Annotated in this window: 19 protein-coding genes; 10 read left to right on the top strand and 9 right to left on the bottom strand. The window is 65.5% G+C overall.

Annotated features, from left to right (window positions below):
* Positions 1-586: 586 nt before the first annotated feature.
* The 4 genes from gyrB (at position 587) to ACZBJS_RS31740 (ending at position 6,404) form a co-directional block, all read left to right on the top strand.
* Complete coding sequence (gyrB, locus tag ACZBJS_RS31755; RefSeq protein ID WP_057015330.1) at positions 587-3,022, top strand: DNA topoisomerase (ATP-hydrolyzing) subunit B; 2,436 nt, start codon at positions 587-589, stop codon at positions 3,020-3,022.
* 164 nt (positions 3,023-3,186) lie between these two features.
* Positions 3,187-4,479, top strand: a complete 1,293-nt coding sequence (gene murA / locus ACZBJS_RS31750; RefSeq protein WP_057015329.1) for a UDP-N-acetylglucosamine 1-carboxyvinyltransferase — start codon at positions 3,187-3,189, stop codon at positions 4,477-4,479.
* A 57-nt stretch (positions 4,480-4,536) separates the two neighbouring features.
* Positions 4,537-5,934, top strand: a complete 1,398-nt coding sequence (locus ACZBJS_RS31745; protein WP_057015328.1) for an MATE family efflux transporter — start codon at positions 4,537-4,539, stop codon at positions 5,932-5,934.
* Positions 5,931-6,404, top strand: a complete 474-nt coding sequence (locus tag ACZBJS_RS31740; RefSeq protein ID WP_076824534.1) for a DUF2867 domain-containing protein — start codon at positions 5,931-5,933, stop codon at positions 6,402-6,404. Before ACZBJS_RS31745 ends, ACZBJS_RS31740 begins: the two co-directional genes overlap by 4 nt.
* A gap of 14 nt (positions 6,405-6,418) precedes the next feature.
* Here the strand turns inward: ACZBJS_RS31740 and ACZBJS_RS31735 are convergent, their stop codons facing one another.
* Positions 6,419-7,558: an FUSC family protein gene (locus tag ACZBJS_RS31735; protein ID WP_076824532.1), complete on the bottom strand. Its 1,140-nt coding sequence runs from the start codon at positions 7,556-7,558 to the stop codon at positions 6,419-6,421.
* Between the two features lie 162 nt (positions 7,559-7,720).
* Between ACZBJS_RS31735 and ACZBJS_RS31730 the strand changes: the two genes are divergently transcribed.
* Positions 7,721-9,091, top strand: a complete 1,371-nt coding sequence (locus tag ACZBJS_RS31730; protein WP_057015325.1) for an MmgE/PrpD family protein — start codon at positions 7,721-7,723, stop codon at positions 9,089-9,091.
* A 273-nt stretch (positions 9,092-9,364) separates the two neighbouring features.
* Here ACZBJS_RS31730 and ACZBJS_RS31725 read toward each other — a convergent pair whose 3' ends face one another.
* The 4 genes from ACZBJS_RS31725 to ACZBJS_RS31710 all read right to left on the bottom strand — a co-directional run bounded on the left by ACZBJS_RS31725 (position 9,365) and on the right by ACZBJS_RS31710 (position 13,204).
* The gene (locus ACZBJS_RS31725; protein ID WP_316395106.1) at positions 9,365-9,655 is read right to left on the bottom strand and encodes a DUF1330 domain-containing protein; all 291 of its coding nucleotides are present in this window, start codon (positions 9,653-9,655) and stop codon (positions 9,365-9,367) included.
* A 129-nt stretch (positions 9,656-9,784) separates the two neighbouring features.
* Positions 9,785-11,212, bottom strand: a complete 1,428-nt coding sequence (locus tag ACZBJS_RS31720; RefSeq protein WP_463439725.1) for a serine hydrolase domain-containing protein — start codon at positions 11,210-11,212, stop codon at positions 9,785-9,787.
* Between the two features lie 311 nt (positions 11,213-11,523).
* A complete protein-coding gene (locus ACZBJS_RS31715) occupies positions 11,524-12,597 on the bottom strand; it encodes a helix-turn-helix domain-containing protein (RefSeq protein ID WP_463439724.1) in 1,074 nt (357 codons plus the stop codon).
* A gap of 31 nt (positions 12,598-12,628) precedes the next feature.
* Positions 12,629-13,204, bottom strand: coding sequence for a GNAT family N-acetyltransferase (locus ACZBJS_RS31710; RefSeq protein WP_316395102.1), 576 nt, complete (start codon positions 13,202-13,204; stop codon positions 12,629-12,631).
* Between the two features lie 293 nt (positions 13,205-13,497).
* Here ACZBJS_RS31710 and ACZBJS_RS31705 point away from each other — a divergent pair, with 293 nt between their 5' ends.
* The 3 genes from ACZBJS_RS31705 to ACZBJS_RS31695 all read left to right on the top strand — a co-directional run bounded on the left by ACZBJS_RS31705 (position 13,498) and on the right by ACZBJS_RS31695 (position 16,496).
* The gene (locus ACZBJS_RS31705; protein ID WP_028335539.1) at positions 13,498-14,415 is read left to right on the top strand and encodes a pirin family protein; all 918 of its coding nucleotides are present in this window, start codon (positions 13,498-13,500) and stop codon (positions 14,413-14,415) included.
* A 99-nt stretch (positions 14,416-14,514) separates the two neighbouring features.
* Positions 14,515-15,429 (top strand): phosphoribosylaminoimidazolesuccinocarboxamide synthase, encoded by a 915-nt coding sequence (locus ACZBJS_RS31700; RefSeq protein WP_316399321.1) that lies wholly within the window; start codon positions 14,515-14,517, stop codon positions 15,427-15,429.
* A 260-nt stretch (positions 15,430-15,689) separates the two neighbouring features.
* On the top strand, positions 15,690-16,496 hold the full coding sequence (locus ACZBJS_RS31695) for a crotonase/enoyl-CoA hydratase family protein (protein ID WP_057015319.1): 807 nt from the start codon (positions 15,690-15,692) through the stop codon (positions 16,494-16,496).
* Between the two features lie 201 nt (positions 16,497-16,697).
* On the opposite strand, the gene ACZBJS_RS31690 is transcribed toward ACZBJS_RS31695, so the two are convergent.
* The 3 genes from ACZBJS_RS31690 to ACZBJS_RS31680 all read right to left on the bottom strand — a co-directional run bounded on the left by ACZBJS_RS31690 (position 16,698) and on the right by ACZBJS_RS31680 (position 19,330).
* Positions 16,698-17,159: an FAD-dependent oxidoreductase gene (locus ACZBJS_RS31690; protein ID WP_316399322.1), complete on the bottom strand. Its 462-nt coding sequence runs from the start codon at positions 17,157-17,159 to the stop codon at positions 16,698-16,700.
* A gap of 109 nt (positions 17,160-17,268) precedes the next feature.
* Positions 17,269-18,765, bottom strand: a complete 1,497-nt coding sequence (locus ACZBJS_RS31685) for an NAD-dependent succinate-semialdehyde dehydrogenase (RefSeq protein ID WP_057015317.1) — start codon at positions 18,763-18,765, stop codon at positions 17,269-17,271.
* 241 nt (positions 18,766-19,006) lie between these two features.
* Positions 19,007-19,330 carry a hypothetical protein gene (locus ACZBJS_RS31680; protein ID WP_057015316.1) on the bottom strand — a complete coding sequence of 108 codons (324 nt, stop codon included), beginning with the start codon at positions 19,328-19,330 and terminating at the stop codon, positions 19,007-19,009.
* Positions 19,331-19,675: 345 nt separating this feature from the next.
* On the opposite strand from ACZBJS_RS31680, the gene ACZBJS_RS31675 reads away from it, so the two are divergent.
* Both ACZBJS_RS31675 and ACZBJS_RS31670 read left to right on the top strand, forming a co-directional pair.
* Positions 19,676-20,869 carry a serine hydrolase domain-containing protein gene (locus tag ACZBJS_RS31675; RefSeq protein ID WP_253638159.1) on the top strand — a complete coding sequence of 398 codons (1,194 nt, stop codon included), beginning with the start codon at positions 19,676-19,678 and terminating at the stop codon, positions 20,867-20,869.
* A 288-nt stretch (positions 20,870-21,157) separates the two neighbouring features.
* Entirely contained in the window at positions 21,158-22,897 is a 1,740-nt protein-coding gene (locus ACZBJS_RS31670) for an AMP-binding protein (protein WP_410469842.1), read from the top strand.
* 170 nt (positions 22,898-23,067) lie between these two features.
* Here the strand turns inward: ACZBJS_RS31670 and ACZBJS_RS31665 are convergent, their stop codons facing one another.
* A complete protein-coding gene (locus tag ACZBJS_RS31665) occupies positions 23,068-24,069 on the bottom strand; it encodes an adenosine kinase (protein ID WP_076824515.1) in 1,002 nt (333 codons plus the stop codon).
* Between the last annotated feature and the right edge of the window lie 101 nt (positions 24,070-24,170).

The following is a 24,170-nucleotide window of genomic DNA, read 5'->3' as shown; positions in this document are numbered from 1 at the left end:
GTCGTCGCGCAATGCATAGCGTCGCATCGGCCGGCCCCTCCAAAAGCCGACCACCCATGAATCACTTATCCCCTGATTTGGGAATCCCTCAACTGAAGACAGGCTCTAGTCTAGGGCAATCTGAAGCGATGGCGCCGTCGCAGAGCGCATTGCCAAAATATCGAAAACAACCCCATGCAAAGTGGCCAGCGGCGGCAGGCGTTCGACCAAGCGGCTTGACACGTCGGGCAACTCAGGAACAATATTCTAATATTCCGAAATTACGCGAGCATCCCTCGCCCCGGTTCGCCCTGCCCAGCGGGGAGAAGCGAACCTCCGAAGTCGCTCCAATTCAGCTTGGTCTCATCATGTTTCTGGCGGCGCAGAATCGGCCTCGATAGGGGCTCCGAATCCGCCACCGAATCGGGCTTTTCAAAGCCCTCGGAATCCGCCTTTGAAAGCCTTGAAACAGGCCTAAAAAATCCTATTTATTCAATAGTTTGTAGATGGAGACTTTGCGCTAGGCGCAACCCCTCTTTCATGGCACAAATAGCGGAATCAGCGCCTCATATTGCGCAGCTGATTCGGATATCCTCGAAGGCCTCACATGACTGAACCTGCCCGGCAGACCCCTGCCGAATCTGAGCATCCCGTTCCGGCCGAATATGGCGCGGAATCGATCCGGGTGCTGAAGGGCCTCGACGCCGTCCGCAAGCGCCCCGGCATGTATATCGGCGACACCGACGACGGTTCCGGCCTGCACCACATGGTCTACGAGGTCGTCGACAACGCCATCGACGAGGCGCTGGCGGGCCATGCCAGCCGCGTCCTGGTCACCCTCAACGCCGACAATTCCGTCACCGTGTACGACGACGGACGCGGCATACCGGTCGGCATCCACAAGGAAGAGGGCGTCTCGGCAGCCGAGGTCATCATGACCCAACTGCACGCCGGCGGAAAATTCGACCAGAACTCCTACAAGGTTTCCGGCGGCCTGCACGGCGTCGGCGTCTCCGTCGTCAACGCGCTCTCCAGCAAGCTCGCGCTGCGGATTTGGCGCGACGACAAGGAGCACTACATCGAATTCGCGCACGGCGATGCCGTGGCGCCGCTCAAAGTGGTCGGCGATGCCCCAGGCAAGCGCGGCACCGAGGTCACCTTCCTCGCCTCGGTCGAGACCTTCAAGAACATCGAATATGATTTCGCGACGCTCGAGCACCGGCTGCGCGAGCTCGCCTTCCTCAATTCCGGCGTCAACATCGTGCTCTCCGACATGCGTCACGCGGTCGAGAAGCGCGAGGAGATGCACTATTCCGGCGGCGTCGAGGAATTCGTCAAATATCTCGACCGCAACAAGAAGGCGATCGTGCCGGCACCGATCATGGTGCGTTCGGAAGCCAACGGCATCGGCGTCGAGGCGGCGCTGTGGTGGAACGACAGCTACCACGAGAACGTGCTGTGCTTCACCAACAACATCCCGCAGCGCGACGGCGGCACCCATCTGGCCGGCTTCCGCGGCGCGCTGACGCGCCAGGTCAACGGCTATGCCGAGGCCAATGCGAAGAAGGAAAAGATCGCGCTGACCGGCGACGATTGCCGCGAAGGCCTCACCGCGGTGCTGTCGGTGAAGGTGCCCGATCCGAAATTCTCGTCGCAGACCAAGGACAAGCTGGTGTCCTCGGAGGTTCGACCGGTGGTCGAGAACGTCCTGAACGAGGCGCTGGCCGCCTGGTTCGAGGAGAATCCGAAGGAAGCCAAGGAGATCGTCGGCAAGGTGATCCAGGCCGCCGCGGCCCGCGAGGCTGCGCGCAAGGCCCGCGAGCTGACCCGCAAGAATCCGCTCAGCGTCTCCTCGCTGCCCGGCAAGCTCGCCGACTGCCAGGAGAAGGACCCGGCCAAATCCGAACTGTTCATCGTCGAGGGCGACTCGGCAGGCGGCAGCGCCAAGCAGGGCCGTAACCGCGAATTCCAGGCGGTGCTGCCGCTGCGCGGCAAGATCCTCAATGTCGAGCGCGTCCGTCCCGACAAGATGCTGTCGTCCGAGCAGATCGGCACGCTGATCACCGCGCTCGGCACCGGCATCAGCGACGATTTCTCGGTCGACAAGCTGCGCTATCACAAGATCATCGTGATGACCGACGCCGACGTCGACGGCGCCCATATCCGCACGCTGCTGCTGACCTTCTTCTATCGTCAGATGCGCTCGATCATCGATGGCGGTTATCTCTATATCGCACAGCCGCCGCTCTATAAGGTCTCGCGCGGCAAGTCCGAGCAATACCTGAAGGACGAGCGCGCCCTCGAGGACTACCTGATCTCGACCGGACTCGACGAATGCGTCTTCAAGCCGGCCTCCGGCGACGACCGCTCGGGCCGTGATCTGCTGTCGCTGGTCGAAGACGCCCGGGTCATCCGCTCGGTGCTGCGCAACCTGCATAGCCGCTATAATCGCGCCGTCATCGAGCAGGCCGCGATCGCGGGCGTGCTCAATCCCAGGATCACGAGCGATATCGCCACCGCTAATTCGGCGGCCGAATACATCGCCAAGCGGCTGGACGCCGTGGCCGAAGAAGTCGAGCGCGGCTGGATCGGCACCTTCACGGAGGGCCAGGGGTTCCAGTTCGAACGCACCGTGCGCGGGGTCAGGGAATTCGCCGTGATCGACGACGCCTTTCTCGGCTCGGCCGACGCCCGCAAGCTCGATGAGTATGCGACCGAACTGCAAGAGATCTACGTGCGCGCGGGCAAGCTGCGGCGCAAGGATGCCGAGCAGATCATCCACGGCCCGATCGACCTGTTCGAGGCGGTGACCGACGCCGCCCGCAAGGGCATCTCGCTGCAGCGCTACAAAGGTCTCGGCGAGATGAACCCGGAGCAGCTCTGGGAGACCACGCTGGACACCGAGGCGCGCTCGCTGCTGCAGGTGAAGATCAAGGAGGTCGACGAGGCCGACGATATCTTCACCAAGCTGATGGGCGACGTGGTCGAGCCGCGCCGCGAGTTCATCCAGGACAATTCGCTCAGCGCAACCATCGACATCTAGGTTCCGCGCACGGCCAAGCGGGTGTGCGCTTTTCGGCGCCGTCGCGGCGCTACCTTTCGTGTGGAAGCTGCGCCGCCAGTTGTGTTACGGTGCCGGACGGCCGTTGATTCCGTTGCGGAATTTCCAATGGCCCAGTCTGAATGATGCGTTAGGGGACATTCCGCGTGCCGCCGATCCAATACATCGTCGAAGGCGGCCGCCGCCTTTCGGGCACCATCGAGCCGTCGGGCAACAAGAACTCCGCGCTGCCGATCATCGCCGCGGCACTGCTCACCGAGCACCCGGTCACGCTGACCAACGTGCCGCGCATCCGCGACACCGAAACGCTGGTCGAATTGTGCCGCTCGGTCGGCGCCACCGCCGAATGGACCGAACGCAACACCCTGCAGATTCATGCCAGGGAGATCCGCGCCGCCGATCTCGATCCGGCGCTGTGCGCGCGCATTCGCGCCTCGATTCTGCTCGCAGGCCCGCTGCTCGCCCGCTGCGGCGAGGTCGCGCTGCCGCCGCCCGGCGGCGACGTGATCGGCCGCCGCCGGCTCGACACGCACTTCCTGGCCTTCGAGCAGCTCGGCGCCACCGTCACCGCGACGCACCGGCTCGAATTCCGCGCCACGCGGCTGAAGGGCGCCGACGTGTTCCTCGACGAGCCCAGCGTCACCGCGACGGAGAACGCGCTGGTCGCCGCGGTCGCCGCCCGCGGCACCACCTATCTGCGCAACGCCGCCTCCGAGCCGCATGTGCAGGACCTCGCCAATTTCCTGATCGCGCTCGGCGCCAGGATCGAAGGCGTCGGCACCAACACCATCATCGTGCACGGGCCGACAACGCTCGGCAGCACGACTTTCGCGATCCAGCCCGACCATATCGAGGTCGGATCGTTGATCGGGCTCGCCGCGGTGACCCGCTCGCCGCTGCGCATCGCGCGCGCCGGCGTCGAGCATCTGCGCTCGATCCGGATGGGTTTTGAGCGGCTCGGCATCGTCTGCGGCGTCGAGGGCGACGACCTCGTCGTACCGTCCGGCCAGACCATGAAGATCCAGGACGATTTCGGCGGCCATGTGCCGAAGCTTGAGGACCAGCCCTGGCCGGCCTTCCCGGCCGACCTGATGTCGATCGCGATCGTCACCGCGACGCAGTGCGACGGTGTCATCCTGATGCACGAGAAGATGTTCGAATCCCGGATGTTCTTCGTCGACAACCTGATCGCGATGGGTGGCCGCATCGTGCTGTGCGACCCGCACCGCGCGATCGTCGCCGGCCCCAGCCGGCTGCGCGGCGCGCCGATGAACTCGCCCGACATCCGGGCCGGTATGGCGATGCTGCTGGCCGCGGTGTGTGCCGAGGGCACCTCCACAATCAACAACGCCGACCAGATCGAGCGCGGCTATGAGCGGATCGATGAGCGGCTCAACGCCCTCGGCGCCAAGATCAAGCGGATTCCCGCGCGATCGTGATTCCCTGCGGCAGCTTGGCCATCCTTCCGGCCGGTTTGCCGTGCTAAGCGTGCCGTCATGACCTGCATCGACAAGATCGACCCGGCCGCGCCGAACGCGGCCGTTGTCGTCCCTCGCAACCTGTTCACGGCCGAGCTCGCGGAAACGCTGAAGCTCGCGGTGCCGCTCGCGCTGACGCAGCTCGGGCAGATCGCGATGATGACGACCGATCTCGCCTTCATCGGCCGGCTCGGCAGCGAAAACGTCGCCGCCGCGGCGCTGGCGCACACCGTGTATTTCGTCAGCTTCACCATTGGCATGGGCATGATGTCGGCGGTCTCGCCCCTGGCCGCGCAGGCGTTCGGCGCGCGCAACCCGCGCGTGATGCGGCGCGCGCTCCGCGTCGGCCTGTGGGCCGGCTTCTTCATGGTGCTGCCGCTGATGGCGCTGCCGTTCCAGGGCGAGCGCATCCTGCTTATGCTCGGCCAGACCCAGGCCACCGCGCATCTGGCGCAGCAATATCTGTTCGGTCTCGCCTGGGGCATCCTGCCGGCGCTGTGGTTCATCGCGCTCCGCGGCTTCATGAGCGCGGTGAACCGGCCGGAGCCGGTGCTATGGATCACGCTCGCGGCGATCCCGGCCAATGCGCTGATGGTCTACCTGTTGCTCTACGGCAAATGGGGCATGCCCGAACTCGGCATGTTCGGCGCCGGGCTTGCGACCACGATCGTCAATCTCGGCACCTTCCTTGCCGGCGTGTGGTTCGCGGCGCGCCGCCGCCCGTTCCGCAAGTACCACGTATTCAGCCGCGTCTGGCGCATCGACTGGCCGCTGATGGGCAAGCTGGTCGCCGTCGGCGCGCCGATCTCGATCGCTTTCCTGCTGGAGTACGGCCTGTTCGGCGCGGCCGGCCTGCTGATGGGGCTGATCAGCACCACGGCGCTGGCCGCGCACCAGATCGCGCTGCAGATCGCGGCGATCCTGTTCATGGTGCCGTTCGGCGTCAGCATGGCCGCTACCGTGCGGGTCGGTCAGGCCGTCGGCCGCCGCGATACCGACGCGGTGCAGCGCGCCGGCTTTGTCGCGATCGCGCTCAGCGGCATCTTCATGAGCATCATGACGTTCGCGGTGATCCTGGCCCGCTTCGAGATCGCGGCGCTGTTCCTCGGCGAGGCCTCCGATACCACCGCGCAGCTCACCGCGGCGCTGCTGTTGATTGGCGCGACCTTCTTCATCGCCGACGGCATCCAGACCACCACCGCGGGCGCGCTGCGCGGCATGAACGACACCCAGGTGCCGCTGCTGTTTGCCGTCATCAGCTATTGGCTGATCGGCTTCGCGTCGGCCTCCGCGCTCGCCTTCTGGGTCAAGCTCGACGCCGCCGGTGTCTGGATCGGGCTGTCGCTCGGGACGGCGGTCTATGCGACCCTCCTTGTCTTGCGTTTCCGCCTGCTGGCACGCAGACTGGGCAAATGAGGGTCGACGAGGTCACGCCGAACGTGGATTCCGCCGCGCTGCTCGCCGGCGCGCAGTTCGTCGACGCGTTCCGCATCGCGACCGCGCGCCCCGACCTCGATGCGCGGCACGCCGCCGAGGCGATGGTGGCGCGGCAGCCGCGCTGGATCGAATGGCTGCTTGCCCTGCGTAATTTCATCGTCGCGCCGCTTGGCCTGAAAACCTCGGGCGCAGCCGACGGCGCGACACGCGATATGATCGGCATCTTTCCGGTGGTCAGCGAGACGCCGGAGCGGCTGGTCGCGGGATTCAACGACAAGCATCTCGACTTCCGGCTCGTCGTCGACGTCGCCTCCGCGGGAGCTGTGCGCAGCATTACCGCGACCACGCTGGTGCTCACCCACAACTGGTTCGGGCGCGCCTATCTCGCGGTGATCCTGCCGTTCCATCGCCTGATCGTGCCCGCGATGCTGCGCAAGGCCGGACGCTGAAGTAGTACTCGATCTCAAGCCGCGCTCTTCTCCGGCGTGTCGGCGACGATCTTCTCGGAGGCGTCGGCGTTGGTGCACCAATTGCCGTGGCAGCGCTTGAGGTCGTTGAGATTCTGCCGCATCTGGTCGAGCGAGAAGCCGAGCGCGTAGAAGCGCTCGGCGGCATCGACCGGCAGGCCGCGGATCAGGCCATCCCTGCGCACCGCGGCGACCTCCTCGCTATAGGCGTGCAGCGCCGCATCGACCGGCGCCATGTCGGCCGGGCCGCTGCCGGCGCGCAGAGCGGTCGCGACCGCCACCATGTAAGTCACGATCGCCTTGCTGACGTCTGCCAATGGGCGCGCCAGCCTCGCCTGGATATCGGCCGGCAGCGGCACCACGCAGGCCCGCCCGATCATCACGACGTCGTGCCGCAGCCGCTGGATTGTCCGTAGCAACGGGCCGGTGTCCGGTCCTGATGACAGATGCATGGAGCGCTCGCGCTCGGCCTCGAGGCCGGTCGCGTGCAGATTGGTCACCGCGGTGCCGATGCCGTCCTGGATCCGGTGCAGCGCGTCGTTGTCGAGGCCGCGGGTCAGGCCGGCGAGCAATTCGGCGAACGCCGCCGACAGCAGTTCCAGCAGCTTCGATCCGTTGACCCTGATCTGGCTGATCGCGCGCGACGGCAGCACCAGGAACGAGATCAGAAGCCCGGTGAGCGCGCCGACCGTCACCTCGAGGACGCGGTCGATCGCGGAGTCCAGCGGGTTGGAGTGATGCATCGTCGGCAGCAGCAACACGATCACCGCCGTCACCGTCGCCGAGTTCAGGCTCGGATTGAGCGCGGCGATGAAGGCCAGCGGCACGATCGCCAGCACCAGCAGCGCCAGCAGGCTGCCCTCGCCGGAATGCGGGATCAACACCGCGATCGCGCCGCCATAGACGGCGCCGCCGATAGTGCCGAGCATGTAGTCGCGGCTGGCCTTCAGCGAGCGGCCGACGCTCATCTGGGTCACGATCAGCGAGGTCAGCACCGCCCAGAGCGGCAGCATCAGGTTGAGCGCCAGCGCGATGGTATAGGCCGCCACGCCGGCGGACGCGATCCGGACCGCCAGCGCCAGCTGCGTCTTGCGAGCCCAGAGCTGGTCGAACATGCGTTTTGCGAAGGTCCTCATGCACCGTGATCCGCAATCAAAGGAAAGGCCCGTGTTACATGACTTGAAGCTAACCGACCTGAAGCTAACCGATCTGGAGCATGGCAGCTGCCCGCGGCGGCAAGGTGGCTTGAAAGGCCTGACCTGCCCGCCTACCCTGCGCCGCAAAATTGAGGAAACACGATGGCCCACGAAACCGCAACGCTCGCCGCCTATGTCGCCGACCTGAAATATTCCGACATTCCGCCGGAGGTGCTGGAGCGCGCCAAGGTTTTGACGCTGGATTTCCTCGGCAGCACCATCCGCGCCCGGCGCGATGCGGAATCGACGCCGTCGCTGATGAAGATGCTGGAGGCGCTGGCGCTCGACGGCAAGGGCGAGGCCACCGTATTCGGCGACACCAAGACCTGGACCCCGGCGGTCGCGGCGCTGCTCAACGGCGCGCTCGGCCATTCGCTCGACTTCGACGACACCCATGCCGATTCCTCGCTGCATCCGAGCGCACCGGTGGTGCCCGCCGCGTTTGCGGTCGGCGAGATGGTCGGCGCCTCCGGCCGCGACGTGCTGACCGCGATCGTCGCCGGCTATGAAGTGTGCTGCCGGCTCGGCAACGCACTCGACCCGACCTCGCATTACGCCCGCGGCTTCCATCCGACCGCGACCGCCGGCACCTATGGCGCTGCCGCGGCGGCGGCCAAGCTGTTCGGCCTGTCGAAGGAGCAGATCGTTTCCGCGTTCGGCGTCTCCGGCAGCCAGGCCGCGGGCTCGCTGCAATTTTTGGTCAACGGCGCCTGGAACAAGCGCTACCAGGTCGGTGCCGCCGCGATGAACGGCGTGATCGCCGCGACCCTGGCGCGCAACGACTTCATCGGCTCGAGCGAGTCGGTCGAAGGCAAGCACGGCCTGCTGGTCGGCTACAGCGACGATGCGCATCCGGACAAGGCGGTGGCGGACTTGGGCCACACCTATGAGACGCTGAAGATCGGCGTGAAGCCGTATCCGAGCTGCCGCTACACCCACGCCGCGATCGACGCGCTGATCGCGATGCGGCGCGAGCACAATCTGACGCCGGACCAGATCAGGAAGGTCGAAATCGGTCTGCACCGCAACGGCATCACGCTGACCGGCGACGCCGCCACCAAGCGCCACCCGACCTCGGTGGTCGGCGGCCAGTTCTCGATGTTCTTCACCGGCGCGATCGCGCTCGACCAGGGCCATTTCGGCTGGGACGATTACGACCGGCTGGGCGACAAGGCCATCGACGCGCTCGCCGACAAGTTCGACGTGGTGCAGGACGACCGGCTCGAGGTCGGCCGCACCCATCCGTTCGGCGCCCGCGTCTCGATCACGACAGATGACGGCACCCATGAGCGCCTCTATGCCGATCCCTCCGGCGAGCCGACCTCGTTCCCCGACGCAAAGGCGATGCAGCAGAAATTCCTGACGCTGGCTCGCCCGGTGCTCGACAAGCGCGCCGACCAGCTCGCCGACGCCATCCTGACGCTGGAGCGCTTCGATCGCGTGGAGAAGGCGACGCAGCTGGGAAGGCAGTAAGCAGGCCGTCGAGGCGCAGGCTGCACGCCACGCCCACAGCTGTCGTCCTGGCGAAAGCCAGGACCGATAACCACCGCATTTGATCATGAAGGGGATCGTGGCCCCAGCGTCGCGCAACAAGTCTCATTTGGGGTAATGGGTCCCGGCCTTCGCCGGGACGACGACGGCGGGGATGCGTCGTAATTCAAGAAGTCAAACAGCGCGGTGTCATCGCCCGCGTGGCGAAATGGATTCCGGGCTCATGCTTCGCATGCCCTGGAATGACGGCGCGTCCTACTCCGCTCCATCGATAATCACAAAATCCCCCTCTGAATATTTCTGCCGGATCACCTTCGCGGCCTGATATTCCGGGCAGGTGTAGCATTCCATCGCAGTGGCGCGGTCCCTGAATTCGATGACGAAGTTGCGCTGGCGCGTTGCGCCTTCCATCACGTCATAGGGGCCGTTGCGCACGATGAAATTGGCGCCGTACTTTTCGAACACCGGCATCGCGGCGGCGAGATATTCGGGATAGCGCGCTTCATCGTGAACCGTGACGTGCACGATCCAGTAGGCTTTCGGCATGATGGTCTCCGGTTGACGCGTGCTTCAAGAAACTATGGCGCGCCTCCTCGCGAGATGCGCCACAGCATCAGAAAATTCCGGAGGCCGAGATTCAATTCACGATCGCGCGGGTGTTGTGTGACATGCCGGTCAATTGCCGCCCGCGAGCCGCGCACTTGCAGACGTCGCTGTGACGACGTCACGGACCAGATCGAACACGCCGTCCGCCTCGGGCGGCATGTTCGGCGAGCGGCCGAGGCGGACGATGACGAGGTGCTGCGACGGCACGATAATCACATATTGCCCGATCGTGCCCTTGGCGAAGAAGGCATCGCGCGGCCAGCCGTGCTCGACACGGAAGCGAGCGCCAAAGCTGTCGCCGAGATTGGTCCAGAAGCCCGCGCCATAGCCGACCAAGGCATTCGGCGTCGGCGATGCCGAGTATTTCACCCAGCCCTCGGGCAGGATACGCTTGCCGCCGGCCACGCCGTTATTGAGATAGAGCTGACCCAAGCGCGCCCAGTCGCGCGCGCTCGCCATCATCGCGCCCGATCCTTCCGGCGTGCCCGCAGCATCGAACTGCATCACGACATTGCGCATGCCGAGCGGTCCGAACAGCTCCTCACGCGCGAAGCGCATCACATCAGTCGCATGCCCGCCGGCGGCGTTGCGGATCAGGTGCGAGAGGATCAGGTAGTTGCCGTCGTGATAGTTCCAGACCCGGCCGGGCGCGCTCTCCAGCGGAGCGCTCTCGGCGAAGGCGGCCATATCCGATTCCATGAACTTCATGCGGTTGACCGGCTCGAGCACGGATGCCAGCGACGCCTGCAGCGAACTGCCGAGTGCGAGGCCCGCGGTGTGGCGCAACAGCTCGTCGACCGTGATCGCGTGGCGCGGATCGTCAGGATTCCGCCAGGCCGCGATTGGGACCGGCTGGTCGCGCGTCAGCCTGCCCTCGCGCACCAGGATTCCGATCAGCGCCGAGATCACCGATTTGGTCGCGGAGAAACCGAGCAGCGGCGTGTCGGTGCCAACGCCGGCGGCGTAGCGCTCGGCGACGATGCGGCCGTCCTTCATCACGACGACAGCGCGGGTGCGGCGGAACGGCGGCTCGGCCGGCTCGGCAAAGGCGCGGTCGAGCGCAGCCGCAAGCTGCGGGGTTTGCGGCGCGACGAGCGCGGGGCCGGCGATCTCGGGCAGCAGCGCGGCCTGCGGCCTCAAAGGCGGCAACGCAGTCTCGCCCAGCGTCTCGTCATGTTCGAGCGTGCAGCCCATGCCCTCGCGATAGACCGCATGGCTGCGGCCAAGCCCGAACAGCGTCACGGTGACGTCCTTGCGGTCGAGGTCGACCTCGGTGTCCATCGCCCAAGTGATCAGGCCGGCCCCCGGCATCGCGTCAGTGGTCTCGGTCAGGTTTCGCCTGGGGTCGAGCCCGCTGACGAAGGTCTCCGAGCAGATCACGTTGGCGACAAAGCCGGTCGCGACCTCAGGCACATCGCGGGCGCGGGCGGCGGACAGCGCCAACGCACCGAAGGCGGTGGTGGCGGCGAGAATGAGAAAGAGCTTTCGACGGGTCACGGGATCCTCCGGCATGGCGCAACGGGCGCGTGGCCGGATCGGGCCGCCGGGGACGAGAGAGCGCTCGCCGGATTTGGAAATCGGGCTGGTCGAGGATTGGAGGCGACTGGTCGATTCTGGAATTCTACAGCGATTACAAGGGCCTGTAATCGCGACGCCTCTTAGGTGGCGCGGCCGAAGTCCGCGACGGATGAGGGGTCTCTCTCTATCCGAGGAGACAAACCCCTCACCCGGCTTCGATGCTACCGCATCGAATCCACCCTCTCCCACAAGGGGAGAGGGTGCAGCGGTATCCGCCGCAAGCAGGACATCTACACCGCGCTTGCCTTCAGCTTCCGGTACTCTGTCGGGGTCACGCCGGTCGTCGCCTTGAAGGCGCGGTTGAAGGGGCCGAGCGACTGGAAGCCGGCGTCCATGGCGATGGTGATGACCGGGACTTCGGCTTGGGAGGGATCGGCGAGCGCCGCCTTGGCCTCCTCGATCCGGTGGTTGTTCAAGAAGACATTGAAGTTGCGGTAGCCGAGCCGCTGGTTGATCAGCCGTCGGAGACGATATTCAGGGATTTTCAACCGGGTCGCCAGCGCGCCGATGGTGACGTTGTCATGGCGGTAGATCCGCTCGTCCGCCATCAGCCGCATCAGGGCATCGATCAGCTTGCGGTCGGCCGCCTCCTCGGCCGCGGCCGGCTTCGTCGGCACGACGGCCTCCGCCGGCACCGTGAACAGGTCGGCGCCGTCGACGCGCATCATCGCCCAGGTGATTGCGGCCACGATGGCGGTGAGCACGGCCGCGTTCACCAGGTTGGCCCATTCCACGGTCACGCGGCTGCCGGCATAGGCAATCTGCAGCAGCGCGTTCATTCCGCCGTACAGCGCAGAGGCGGCGACGATGAAGACGCGGACACGTCGGCGACGCTCGACCAGATCCGCCGACCACGATCCGATGGTTTGCGCCACCGCGAGCGCAACGAAGACGAGCGTGAGCGAATTGACCATGATGATCGCGATCCGCGCGTGACCGGCGGGTGCAATCCACATGCAATTGACGAAGCTGTAGGCCACGACCGCGGCCCAGATCAGGCCGTGCCACCAGCGCAGCTGAAACGCGTCATCGAACAGCGCGCGCGTGAACAGCCAGAACACCACGATATCGCCGGTCGAGAGCGCGATCAGTGGCGCATGCCAGTCCGAGACCGGCGGCCCGGCACCGATCGACGCGGTCACCGCATGCGCGGCCGAACCGAGCGCGAAAGCGGCCGCAAGGCGCCCGGAAAGCGCCTTACGAAAATCAGTCAGCAGCAAGGCGGCAAGCACCAGCAGCAGCGCCACGCTGGCGCTGCGCAGGCAGAGTTCAAGTGCAGGCCAATGTGAAGCAGCCGATGTCATCGCCGGACAATCGTCGGTCGGACGTGGTTTTTCAAGATGGCTCGCGCTGCCAGCGTTGACGCGACGTCCCCCAGATGTCGACGACATCACCCTCGAGCTGGCCCGGCCCCTCATTCACGGCACCTAGCCGCCGCGCCACGGCCTGGGAAGCTGCGTTGGCCGGATCGATGCAATGGATAATGCGGTCGACCGTGAAGTTCGCGAACACAAAGTCGATCGCGGCACGCGCCGCTTCCACCGCATAGCCCTTGCCGCGATGCTCTTTGGCGATGCCCCAGCCGACCTCGAAGCCGGGCCATTCCGGCGGATAATACGGGCCGACGCGGCCGATGTAGCGGCTGGAAGATTTCTCCTCCACCGCGAACATGCCGAAGCCGTGCAGCGCCCAGTGGCCCGAGATGACGGCGGCATTGCGCGAGCCCTTCAGCTCAGACGTGACCGGCTGGTGATCCGGCGTGATGAAGCGCGCCGTCTCGGGATCGGACAGCATCCGCGTGTTCGCAGTAATATCCGATGCGCGCCACGGCCGCAGGATGAGCCGCGCGGTCTCGATCACGGGACCGTCGACCTGCAGCAGACTTGCGCCTGGCTTGATCAGAGAAACCATGACTGTCTCCGGTTTCCAAGTTTGAACTTGCTGCCATCGAGAGCAGGTGCAAGCCACAAGTAATTCGTCGTCCCTGCGAAAGCAGGGACCCATAACCACCGATGTGTGTTGCTAGCGAAAGCTGGGGCCCCAGCCTTCGCAAGACTAGCATCGGTGGTTATGGGCCCCGGCTCGCGCGGAGCCTGTCATCGGGCGGCGCTTCGCGCCAACCCGTTGGCTTGGCCGGGACGACGGATAGAGAGTATGATCACGGCAAAAGAGTATCATCGCTACACTACTGTAAGGAGTCCGACATGAGCTGGCAGCCCTCGACCGATCCCGAACTCGGCGATCCCAAGACCTGCGACGCGCTGGATCTGATCATCGTGCCGCGCACCCGCGATCTCGGCGACGGCTTTGCGGTGCGCCGCGCGCTGCCGCACGGCAAGCGCCAGATGGTCGGACCCTTCATCTTCTTCGACCATTTCGGGCCGGTGCAGTATCTCGCCGGCAAGGGCATGGACGTGCGGCCGCATCCGCATATCGGGCTCGCCACCGTCACCTATCTGTTCGACGGCAGCATCATGCACCGCGACAGCGAGGGCAACATCCAGGAGATCCAGCCCGGCGCGATGAACCTGATGACCGCGGGCCGCGGCATTGCGCATTCCGAGCGCACCCCCGACGTGCAGCGCCGCGACGGCCAGAAGATGTTGGGCCTGCAAAGCTGGATCGCGCTGCCGGCGGGCAAGGAGGAGATCGCGCCGTCGTTCCAGCATTATGGCGCCGGCGACCTGCCGATGATCTCCGAGCGCGACTTCACCGCGCGCATCATCGCGGGCTCGGCATTCGGCATCACCTCGCCGGTCAGCATGGTCTCGCCCTGGTTCTACACCGAGGTGACCGCGAAGGCCGGCACCTCGGTGCCGCTCGACCCCGACCATGAGGAGCGCGCGATCTATCTCGTCGACGGCGAGGTCGAGATCGCGGGCGACCGCCACGAGGGGCCGCGGCTCCTGATCTTCCGGCCCGGCGACCGCATCACCGTCAAGACGCTGCGGCCGACCCGCATGATGTTCCTCGGCGGCGACGCCCTGGAAGGGCCGCGCCATATCTGGTGGAATTTCGTCTCGTCATCCAAGGAGCGGATCGAGCAGGCCAAACAGGACTGGAAAACCGGCCGTTTCGCGCAGGTTCCGCACGAACACGAGTTCATTCCGCTGCCGGAGTGAGTTATTTCCTGTGATAACCTCGAACGCCCGCACGGCCGCGTGCGGGCGCTCGTCTTTGCAAGCCACCTATTTTGAAAAGCCACCTAGAGAGATCAGGCCATGACCGCGATGCTATCCAGCGATTTGCCCCTGCCCCGGATCGGCCGCGGCAAAGTGCGCGATATCTACGCCGTTGGCGACGATCGCGTGTTGCTGCTGACCACCGATCGCATCTCGGCATTCGACGTGGTGATGGCGGAAACCATTCCGATGAAGGGCGCGGTGCTGACCCAGATCAGCGCCTGGTGGTTCCGGCAGCTTGAGGGCACCGTGCCGCATCACATGATCAGCGCCGATGCCGACGAGATCATCCGCGCGGTGCCTGAACTGAAGGACCATCGCGCCGACATCCTCGGCCGCGCGATGCTGTGCAAGCGCACCACGGTGTTTCCGATCGAATGCGTGATCCGCGGCTACATCTCCGGCTCGGCCTGGAAGGAATACGCGGCCGAGGGCACGCTTGCCGGCGAGAAGCTGTCGGCCAGCCTGGTCGAGAGCCAGAAGCTCGAACCCGCGATCTTCAGCCCGGCGACCAAGGCCGAGGCCGGCCATGACGAGAACATCACGGTTAAGCGGGTGCGCGAGATCGTCGGTGCCGACGTCGCCGCGACGCTGGAGAAGATGGCGCGCGACGTCTATGGCTACGGCGAGCAGACCAGCCGCGCCCGCGGCATCATCATCGCCGACACCAAGTTCGAGTTCGGCCGCGACAAGGACGGCCGCATCATCCTGATCGACGAGGTGATGACGCCGGATTCGTCGCGCTTCTGGGCGGTCGATGCCTACAAGCCCGGCCAGCCGCAGCCGAGCTTCGACAAGCAGCCACTGCGCGACTATCTCGACGTCGAGCGCCGCGCCGGCCGCTGGAACGGCGATGCGCCCGCTCCGCCGCTGCCAGCGAGCGTGGTGGATGCGACGAGCAAGCGGTATCTGGAAGCGTATCGCCGCGTGACGGGAAGCGAGCTGAAGGTTTAGCTGCACCGTCGGCGCGTTCGCTCTTTCACCGTCACCCTGAGGAGGCCGCAACGCGGCCGTCTCGAAGGGTCGACGGCCCGGCTGGTGGCCGATTCATCCTTCGAGGCTGGCTCCGCTCGCACCTCGGGATGACGGGGAACGAGCGGTGCACGCTTCGCTTTGCCCACCCTGCGGAATTGCGCTGTCTGTCGTGGGATTGCAACGAACTCACCTCTGATGCCACTCTCCGGGCACAACAAGAACAGCCCAGGGAGCGCCCCATGTCCGATGCCGATACCGTGCTCGTCGAGCGCGACGGTCCTGTCACCATTATCTCCATCAACCGTCCGCACAACCGCAACGCCGTCGATGGCGCCACCGCGCGCAAGCTGTATGACGCGTTTCTCGCCTTCGATGCTGACGCGAGCGCATCGGTCGCGGTGTTCACCGGCACCGGCGGCTATTTCTGCGCCGGCGCCGATTTGAAGGCGGTGGCGGCGGGCGATCCCGAGAAGAAGCGCGAGGTCGGCGGCCACGACACGATCGCGCCGATGGGACCGAGCCGGCTGCGGTTGTCGAAGCCAGTGGTCGCCGCGATCGAAGGCTTTGCGGTCGCCGGCGGCATGGAGCTCGCGCTGTGGGCCGACATGCGCGTCGTGGCCGAGGACGCAACCTTCGGCGTGTTCTGCCGCCGCTTCGGCGTGCCGCTGATCGATCTCGGCACCATCCGCCTGCCGCGACTGATCGGCCATTCGCAGGCCATCGACATGATCCTGACCGGACGCCCGGTTGCCGGGCCCGAAGCCCACCGCATGGGACTCGCGAACCGATTGGTGCCGAAGGGTGAGGCCCGCGCCCACGCCATTGCGCTCGCCAAGGACATCGCGAGATTCCCGCAGAAATGCATGCGCGCCGACCGGCTGTCGGCGCTGCGGCAGTGGGACCTCGACGAGGAAGAGGCGATCAGGAACGAGATGCGCGGCGGGCTCGACGTGATAGCGTCAGGCGAAACGCTGTCGGGCGCGGCGCGCTTTGCCTCCGGCGTCGGCCGTCACGGCGCCTTCGGCACTGAGAGCGGCCACGGCTGAAGATTACGTCTCGCTAGCCTTCTCCTTTTCCTGAAAGGGGGAAGGTCGGGATGGGGTGAGCCGCAGGCGATGCCGTATGCGGAGAGAGCTGATCCCCACCCGCTTGCTCTGACGAGCAAAGCGACCTCCCCATTTCAGGGGAAGGTAATGCGGAGAGACTCCGGATTTCGCTTCGCTTCGTTCGGGCTACGAAGGCGAGAACTACAGCGACCCGCGGCTTTCGCTCGCCGCAAGCTGACCCATCAGCGCCTTGTCGTCATAGCGCGCGAGCGAAAGGCTGCGGGCGAAGACTGGCACGGGCGCGCCGACCACAGCGCGGGCGCAGAGGTCGCCGGTGGCGCGGGCGCCCATCGTGCCGTAGCCCGACAGCGCGGTGGCGAGGAACACGCTTGGCGTCTTCGCCGCCCCGATCAGTGGCCAATTCTCTCTCGTCATCGGATAGTAGCCGCCGTAATGCACGCGGTCGCGCGGCAGCGCGCCGAGATAGTGCGCGAGCTTTGGCTGCAGCCGGCTCGCCGCGCGCAGCACGACTTCGGGGAAATAGGGATTCAGTTCCGGCTCGCGAATCGGCTCGGTGATCTGTTCCGCGTTGAACGCCCAGCCGAGCTTGATCCACTCGCCGTGATCGCCGCCGTCGGGCCGGCAATGGATGCTGCCCGGCATGCCCCCCACCCCAACCGTCTCCCCGCAAGAACGGGGAGAGGGTGCGCAGCGGCAGTTGCCGTCACGATACGGCCTAATCTCGCTACACTCTCAAAGGTAATGACGGCGATCAGACGCCGGCCATCATCACGTATTTGATCTCGACATATTCCTCCATGCCGTGGCGCGAGCCTTCGCGGCCGAGGCCCGATTCCTTGACGCCGCCGAACGGCGCCACTTCGGTCGTGATCAGGCCGGAGTTGACGCCGACCATGCCCGACTCCAGCGCCTCGGCGACGCGCCAGACGCGGCCGATGTCGCGCGAATAGAAGTAGGAGGCAAGGCCGAACGGTGAGGCATTGCACATCGCGATCACGTCGGCCTCGTCCTTGAAGCGGATCACCGGCGCGAGCGGGCCGAAGGTCTCTTCGTGCGACACCAGCGCGTCCGGCCGCACATCCGACAGCACCGTGGGCTCGAAGAAGCTGCGGCCGAGCGACGAACGCTTGCCGCCGGTGACGATCTTGGCGCCGCCCTTCACCGCATCGGCAATGTGCCGTTCGACCTTCTCGATCGCTTCCATGTTGATCAGCGGCCCCTGCGTCACGCCCTGCTCCGTGCCGTCGCCGATCTTCATCTCCGCGACCTTCTTCGACAGCTTCGCGACGAACGCGTCGTAGATCTTGTCCTGGGCATAGAGACGGTTGGCGCAGACGCAGGTCTGGCCCATGTTGCGATACTTCGAGACGATGGCGCCTTCGACGGCGGCATCGATATCGGCGTCGTCGAACACCACGAACGGCGCGTTGCCGCCGAGCTCGAGGCCGAGCTTCTTCACGCCGACCGACGCCTGCCGGTACAGGATCTTGCCGACCTCGGTCGAGCCGGTGAAGCCGACGAAGCGCACCGCCGGATGCTCGCACAGCACCTTGCCGATCGGCGGCGCATCACCGGTGATGATGTTGAACACGCCCTTCGGCACGCCGGCCTTCTCGGCCAGCGCAACGAGCGCGAGCGCGGACAGCGGCGTCTCGTTGGCGGGCTTCAGCACCACGGTGCAACCGGCCGCCAGCGCCGGCGAGACTTTGCGGGTGATCATCGAGTTCGGGAAATTCCATGGGGTGATGGCGCCGCAGACACCGATCGGCTGCCGGATCGCGAGCAGACGCGCGTCCGGACGCTGGGTCGGGATCGTCTCGCCATAGACGCGACGCGCCTCTTCCGCGAAGAATTCGACATAGGCGGCGCCGATATCGACCTCGCCGAGCGCTTCCGCCAGCGGCTTGCCCTGCTCGGAGGTCAGGATCAGCGCAAGGTCCTCGCGGTTGGCGATGATCAGATCAAACCATTTGCGCAGGATGTTGGAGCGCTGTTTCGCGGTCAGCTTGGCCCAGGCCGGAAACGCGCGCTCGGCGGCCTCGACGGCCTTGGTCGCGTCATCGGCGCTCAGCTGCGGGATCTTGATCAGCTCGACGCCGGTCGCCGGATTGTTGACGGCGAATTCGGGGCTGCCGACCCAGGCGCCATCGATATAGCAGCGGTCGCGCAGCAGCGAGGGGTCCTTCAGGCGGCTCTGCAGGGAGGATGCTGCGGATTGGGTGGCGCGTGCGGCGACGGGCGGGGTCATGGCGTTACTCCTGTCATTTCTGGAATTTCTTGGGGGTGTTCACCGCCTATATAGGCGGAAAGCCGCTGCGATGCACCGGCGCCGGGCGCGACCCTGCTTGGACGCAAACGCGGCGCGATTGTTGGAGGGTTGTCATTCCGGGGCGGCTCTAAGAGCCGAACTCGGAATCTCGAGATTCTCGGTGCGCAGTTGCGCACCTGAGGGTTCGATGCTGCGCATCGCCCCGGAATGACGGCTCTGATCAGACCGCGCCGCCGGACATATAGGTTTCACGACGCCCGATCATGCGCTCGGCCGCGGCCTTGGCGTCCGCCTTGGTCGAGGTCGCGCAGGTCCGGTATTCGAGGTCGGCCTGCGCCCGCGCATCGCGGCGGCCGAACCAGGATTTGGCGCCGGTCTGCAGCAGCGCCAGCGCCCGGGCGACATTCGCGACGGCCTCGAACGAGTGCAGTGCGCCGGTACCTGCGTAGCGGACTTCGTAGAGACCTGGGCTGATCGGCGCTTCGATATTCTCGCCGCGGCCCGGCCGCGGATAGCGCTTCCATTCACTCCATGTCGAAATCATTGCTGCGCCCCCGCAAGGCGGGAAATGACGAATCTTTTCGTCAAATCCGGTCCAATCCGCCGCACCGTTTGTGCAGCGATCTGAATGCGTTAATGCAAATAATCAGGTACGAAAATCATTCCTTGATCACGTTACCGTGGCCACCCGCGAAGGTCACCGGGACTTGCTCGAAGTCCCCTGCAAAATCTGCGCGCGTGGTGAACGCCTCCCGACCAAGGCCGTTCCTAGCGGCCGGCCTTCACGACATCGCGACGTCGTCGCATCGCGCCCGCCTTGCGGGAGCGGAAAAGCGGGAGGATGATCCGCCCACTTCAAAACAATAAACCCCACCGGAGGAAGCGCCCAATGCAGAGCAAGGCTCAGATCGATCAGGTATTGCGCCAGAAAAGCGAGGCAAAGGAAATTCCCGGCGTGGTCGCCATCGCGGCCACCGGCAAGGACGTGATTTATGAAGGCGCGTTCGGCAAGCGCGACCTCTCCAAGAGCGATCCCATGACGGCGGACAGCGTGTTCTGGATCGCCTCGATGACCAAGGCGGTGACTTCGGCGGGCGCGATGCAGCTCGTCGAGCAGGGCAAGCTCTCGCTCGATGAGCCGATCGGCAAGCTGTTGCCCGATCTCGCCGCGGTGCAGGTGCTCGACGGCTTCGACGCCAAGGGCGAACCGCAGCTGCGGCCGGCGAAAAAGCCGATCACGCTGCGCCAGCTCATGACCCACACCGCCGGCTTCGCCTACGACATGTGGGACGGCAATCTCGGCAAGTATCTCGAAAAGACCGGCACGCCCGGCATCATCACCTGCCTGAATGCCGCGCTCAAGACGCCGATCATGACCGATCCCGGCACGCGCTGGGAATACGGCACCAATATCGACTTCGTCGGCAAGGCGGTGGAGGCCGCATCCGGCAAGAAGCTCGATGCCTATCTGCGCGACAACGTGTTCGCGCCGCTCGGCATGAGCGACACCGCCTTCAAGATCTCCGACGACATGCGCAAGCGGCTGGTCGGCATGCATGCCCGCGGCGAGGACGGCACGCTGGCGGCAATCCCGTTCGAGCTCGAGCAGAATCCTGAATTCCACATGGGTGGCGGCGGCCTGTATTCGACCGCGGCCGACTACATCAAGTTCTGCCAGATGATCCTCAACAAGGGCAAAGGCAACGGCAATCAGGTGCTGAAGGCCGAGACGGTCGCGACCATGGGGCAGAATCACATCGGCGAGCTCACCGTCGGCAAGATGACGACGGCCTTGCCGATGTACACCAACGATGTCGATCTCTATCCCGACATCGTCAAGAAATGGGGCTTGAGCTTCCTCATCAACACCGCCAAGACGCCGGAAGGCCGCAGCGCCGGCAGCCTCGCCTGGGCGGGCCTTGCCAACACCTATTACTGGATCGATCCGTCGCGCGACGTCTGCGGCGTGATCCTGACCCAGCTGTTGCCGTTCGCCGACAAGCACAGCCTGGAAGCCTTCGCAGGCTTCGAGAAGGGCATCTATGCCGGGCTCGACGCCGGCAGCGGGCAAAGGGCGGCGTAAGGCTCGATGAGATAAGTCGTACCAACCGTGACGGGACTCCTCTCCCTCTCCCCGTTCTTACGGGGAGAGGGTTGGGGTGAGGGGCTGCTTCCGCGCAGACGGTCGCAATTGGACTCGCAGAGACTCCCCTCACCCGGATCGCATCTTCGATGCGATCCGACCTCTCCCCGCACGCGGGGCGAGGTGAAGCGGAACCCGTCGCCGCCACAATCGAAAACCATACCCGCCATAGGTCGGGCCTGTCCCATCGGCGCCAAACGACTAAGATCGCGCAAAAAGCGTGACGACATGAACACGACCACGAGGAGGACGAGCTTGGCACCCACACCCAAGGGAAACAGCAAGGCAGACAGCTATGTCTGCGGCATTTCCGATACGCCGCTGCTCGGTGAAACCATCGGCCGCAGCCTCGACCGCGCACGGGCGCGCTGGGGCACGCGCGAGGCGCTGGTCTCGCCCAGCCACAATGTGCGCTGGACCTGGAACGAGTTCGCCGAGCGCGTCGATGCCTTGGCGGCGGGCTTCATCGCGCTCGGGCTGCAACGCGGCGAGCGGATCGGGATCTGGTCGCTAAACCGGCCGGAATGGACGCTAACGCAATTCGCCGCCGCGAAAGCCGGACTGATCCTCGTCACCATCAATCCGGCCTATCGCCTCAGCGAGCTGGAATTCGCACTCGGCAAGGTCGGCTGCGCCGCGATCGTGACGGCGACCGCATTCAAGACCTCGGCCTATATGGAGATGCTGAACACGCTGCTGCCCGAGCTTGCGAGCTCCGAGCCCGGCCATCTGCGCTCGGCGCGGCTGCCGCAACTGCGCGCCGTGATCCAGATCGGCGGACCGGCGGCGCCGGGCACCATTCTGTTCGATGCGGTATCGCAGATGGGCGGCGATCGCCATCGCGAGCTGCTTGCGGCGCTCGGCGAGAGCCTGCAATTCGACGATCCCGTCAACATCCAGTTCACCAGCGGCACCACCGGCTCGCCCAAGGGCGTGACGCTGACCCATCACAACATCCTCAACAACGGCTACTTCACCGGCCGCGCCATGCGCCTGACCGAAGCGGACCGCATCTGCATTCCGGTGCCGCTCTATCACTGCTTCGGCATGGTGATGGGCAACCTCGCCTCGGTCACGCTCGGCACCACCATGGTCTATCCCGGCGAAGGTTTTGATCCGCTGGCGACGCTGACGACGGTCGCGCAGGAGAGATGCACGACGCTGTACGGCGTGCCGACCATGTTCATCGCCGAGCTCGACCATCCCGACTTCGCGCGCTTCGACTTGTCGTCGCTGCGCACCGGCATCATGGCCGGCGCGCCCTGCCCGATCGAGGTGATGAAGCGCGTCAACACCGAGATGAACATGCGCGAGGTGACGATCGCCTATGGGATGACCGAAACCAGCCCGGTGAGTTTCCAGAGCGCGACCGACGATCCCTTGGAGCGCCGCGTCTCCACCGTCGGTCGCATCCATCCGCATGTCGAGGTCAAGGTCGTCGATCTCGACGGCAAGGTGGTGCCGCGCGGCGAACGCGGCGAGCTCTGCACCCGCGGCTACAGCATCATGCTCGGCTATTGGAACGAGAAGGAGAAGACATCAGACGTGCTCGACGCCAATGGCTGGATGCACACCGGCGATCTCGCCGTGATCGACGACGAGGGCTACTGCAACATCGTCGGCCGCATCAAGGACATGGTGATCCGCGGCGGCGAGAACCTCTATCCGAGGGAGATCGAGGAATTCCTCTACCGCCATCCGAAGATCCAGGACGTGCAGATCTTCGGCGTCGCCGACGAGCGCTATGGCGAGGAGCTGTGCGCCTGGGTCAGGATCAGGCAGGGTGAAACGCTCACCGCCGACGAGGTCCGCGCCTTCTGCCATGGCCAGATCGCCCACAACAAGATCCCGCGCTATGTCGAGTTCGTCGAGGAATTCCCGATGACGGTGACGGGGAAAATCCAGAAGTTCGTGATGCGCGACGCGGTCGAGCAGCGGCTCGGGCTCAAGGCGGCGAAGACGGCGTGATCTCTCTTCTCCCTCGCCCCGCTCTTGCGGGGAGAGGGTCGGGGTGAGGGGCCGCCTCCGCAAACTGGATGAAGATGAGTACGCGGAGACTCCCCCTCACCCGGATCGCATCTTGCGATGCGATCCGGCCTCTCCCCGCAGGCGGGGCGAGGCGAGAAAGAGCGGCGCCCTTAAACCAGCAGCCCCTGCTGCTTCGCCAGATCCTGCAGCGACACCAGCGGCCGGGCGCCGATGTGCTGGATCACCTCGGCGGCGGCGAGCGCGCCGAGCCGACCGGCATTCTCATGGCCGACATTGCGCACGAGACCGACGAGGAAACCGGCGGCGAACAGATCGCCGGCGCCGGTGGTGTCGACCAGCCTGTCGATCGGCGAGGCGGGCGCCGAGACGACGCTGTCGCCTGATATCACGACGCAGCCCTTCTCGCTGCGCGTGACGACGCCGAGCTTGGTGTCCTTGCCGAACTGCTTCAGCGCGGTGTCGAAATCCGAGGTCTGGTACAGCGAGTGCAGCTCGGACTCGTTGGCGAATACCAGATCCACCACGCCCTTGCGCATCAGATCGACGAACTCGTCGCGGTAGCGATCGACGCAGAACGAATCCGACAGCGTCAGCGCGACCTGGCGGCCCGCGCCATGCGCGATGTCAGCCGCCTTCACGAACGCGTCCTTGGCGTTCTTCGGATCCCAGAGATAGCCCTCGAGATAGATGATGCTGGCGGCTGCGATCTGGTTCGGATCGATATCGTCCGGCGTCAGATCCTGCGCGGCCCCGAGATAGGTGTTCATGGTGCGCTCGCCGTCCGGCGTCACCAGGATGTAGGAGCAGCCGGTGGCCGGTCCGGTCCTGGCCGGCGCGGTGTCGAACGCCACGCCGGCGGCGCGGATATCATGGACGTAAAGCTTGCCGATCTGGTCGTCCTTGACCTTGCCGACATAGGCGGCGCGGGCACCGAGACTGCCGACGCCGACGATGGTGTTGGCAGCCGAGCCGCCCGACATCTCGGTCGCCACGCCCATGTCGCCGTAGATCGCGGTGGCGCGCGCCTCGTCGATCAGTTGCATCGAGCCCTTGGTCATGCCGTGACGGGCAAGGAACCCCTCGTCGGTCTGCACCAGCACGTCGAAGATCGCGTTACCGATCCCAAGAACGTCGTATTTTGCATCAGCCATAGACCTGCCCTGTGTTAACGCCACCCAACAAGAGTGGCGGCCTATCACGTTACGCCTCGGGGCAGCAAGCGAAGCTGAACCTGCCTGTTCCCCGTCATCCT

The sequence above is a fragment of the Bradyrhizobium sp. KZN70725 genome (genome assembly GCF_055264925.1).
This window is presented reverse-complemented; position numbering and strand designations above follow the sequence as displayed.

Coding starts and splice junctions, on each gene's coding strand:
- ACZBJS_RS31695 (WP_057015319.1), top strand. CDS start 15,690: ATGTCCGATGCCGATACCGTGCTCGTCGAGCGCGACGGTCCTGTCACC.
- gyrB (WP_057015330.1), top strand. CDS start 587: ATGACTGAACCTGCCCGGCAGACCCCTGCCGAATCTGAGCATCCCGTT.
- ACZBJS_RS31715 (WP_463439724.1), bottom strand. CDS start 12,597: ATGACATCGGCTGCTTCACATTGGCCTGCACTTGAACTCTGCCTGCGC.
- ACZBJS_RS31705 (WP_028335539.1), top strand. CDS start 13,498: ATGAGCTGGCAGCCCTCGACCGATCCCGAACTCGGCGATCCCAAGACC.
- ACZBJS_RS31730 (WP_057015325.1), top strand. CDS start 7,721: ATGGCCCACGAAACCGCAACGCTCGCCGCCTATGTCGCCGACCTGAAA.
- ACZBJS_RS31710 (WP_316395102.1), bottom strand. CDS start 13,204: ATGGTTTCTCTGATCAAGCCAGGCGCAAGTCTGCTGCAGGTCGACGGT.
- ACZBJS_RS31670 (WP_410469842.1), top strand. CDS start 21,158: ATGAACACGACCACGAGGAGGACGAGCTTGGCACCCACACCCAAGGGA.
- ACZBJS_RS31735 (WP_076824532.1), bottom strand. CDS start 7,558: ATGAGGACCTTCGCAAAACGCATGTTCGACCAGCTCTGGGCTCGCAAG.
- ACZBJS_RS31700 (WP_316399321.1), top strand. CDS start 14,515: ATGACCGCGATGCTATCCAGCGATTTGCCCCTGCCCCGGATCGGCCGC.
- ACZBJS_RS31690 (WP_316399322.1), bottom strand. CDS start 17,159: ATGCCGGGCAGCATCCATTGCCGGCCCGACGGCGGCGATCACGGCGAG.
- ACZBJS_RS31740 (WP_076824534.1), top strand. CDS start 5,931: ATGAGGGTCGACGAGGTCACGCCGAACGTGGATTCCGCCGCGCTGCTC.
- ACZBJS_RS31685 (WP_057015317.1), bottom strand. CDS start 18,765: ATGACCCCGCCCGTCGCCGCACGCGCCACCCAATCCGCAGCATCCTCC.
- ACZBJS_RS31665 (WP_076824515.1), bottom strand. CDS start 24,069: ATGGCTGATGCAAAATACGACGTTCTTGGGATCGGTAACGCGATCTTC.
- ACZBJS_RS31725 (WP_316395106.1), bottom strand. CDS start 9,655: ATGCCGAAAGCCTACTGGATCGTGCACGTCACGGTTCACGATGAAGCG.
- ACZBJS_RS31680 (WP_057015316.1), bottom strand. CDS start 19,330: ATGATTTCGACATGGAGTGAATGGAAGCGCTATCCGCGGCCGGGCCGC.
- ACZBJS_RS31745 (WP_057015328.1), top strand. CDS start 4,537: ATGACCTGCATCGACAAGATCGACCCGGCCGCGCCGAACGCGGCCGTT.
- ACZBJS_RS31675 (WP_253638159.1), top strand. CDS start 19,676: ATGCAGAGCAAGGCTCAGATCGATCAGGTATTGCGCCAGAAAAGCGAG.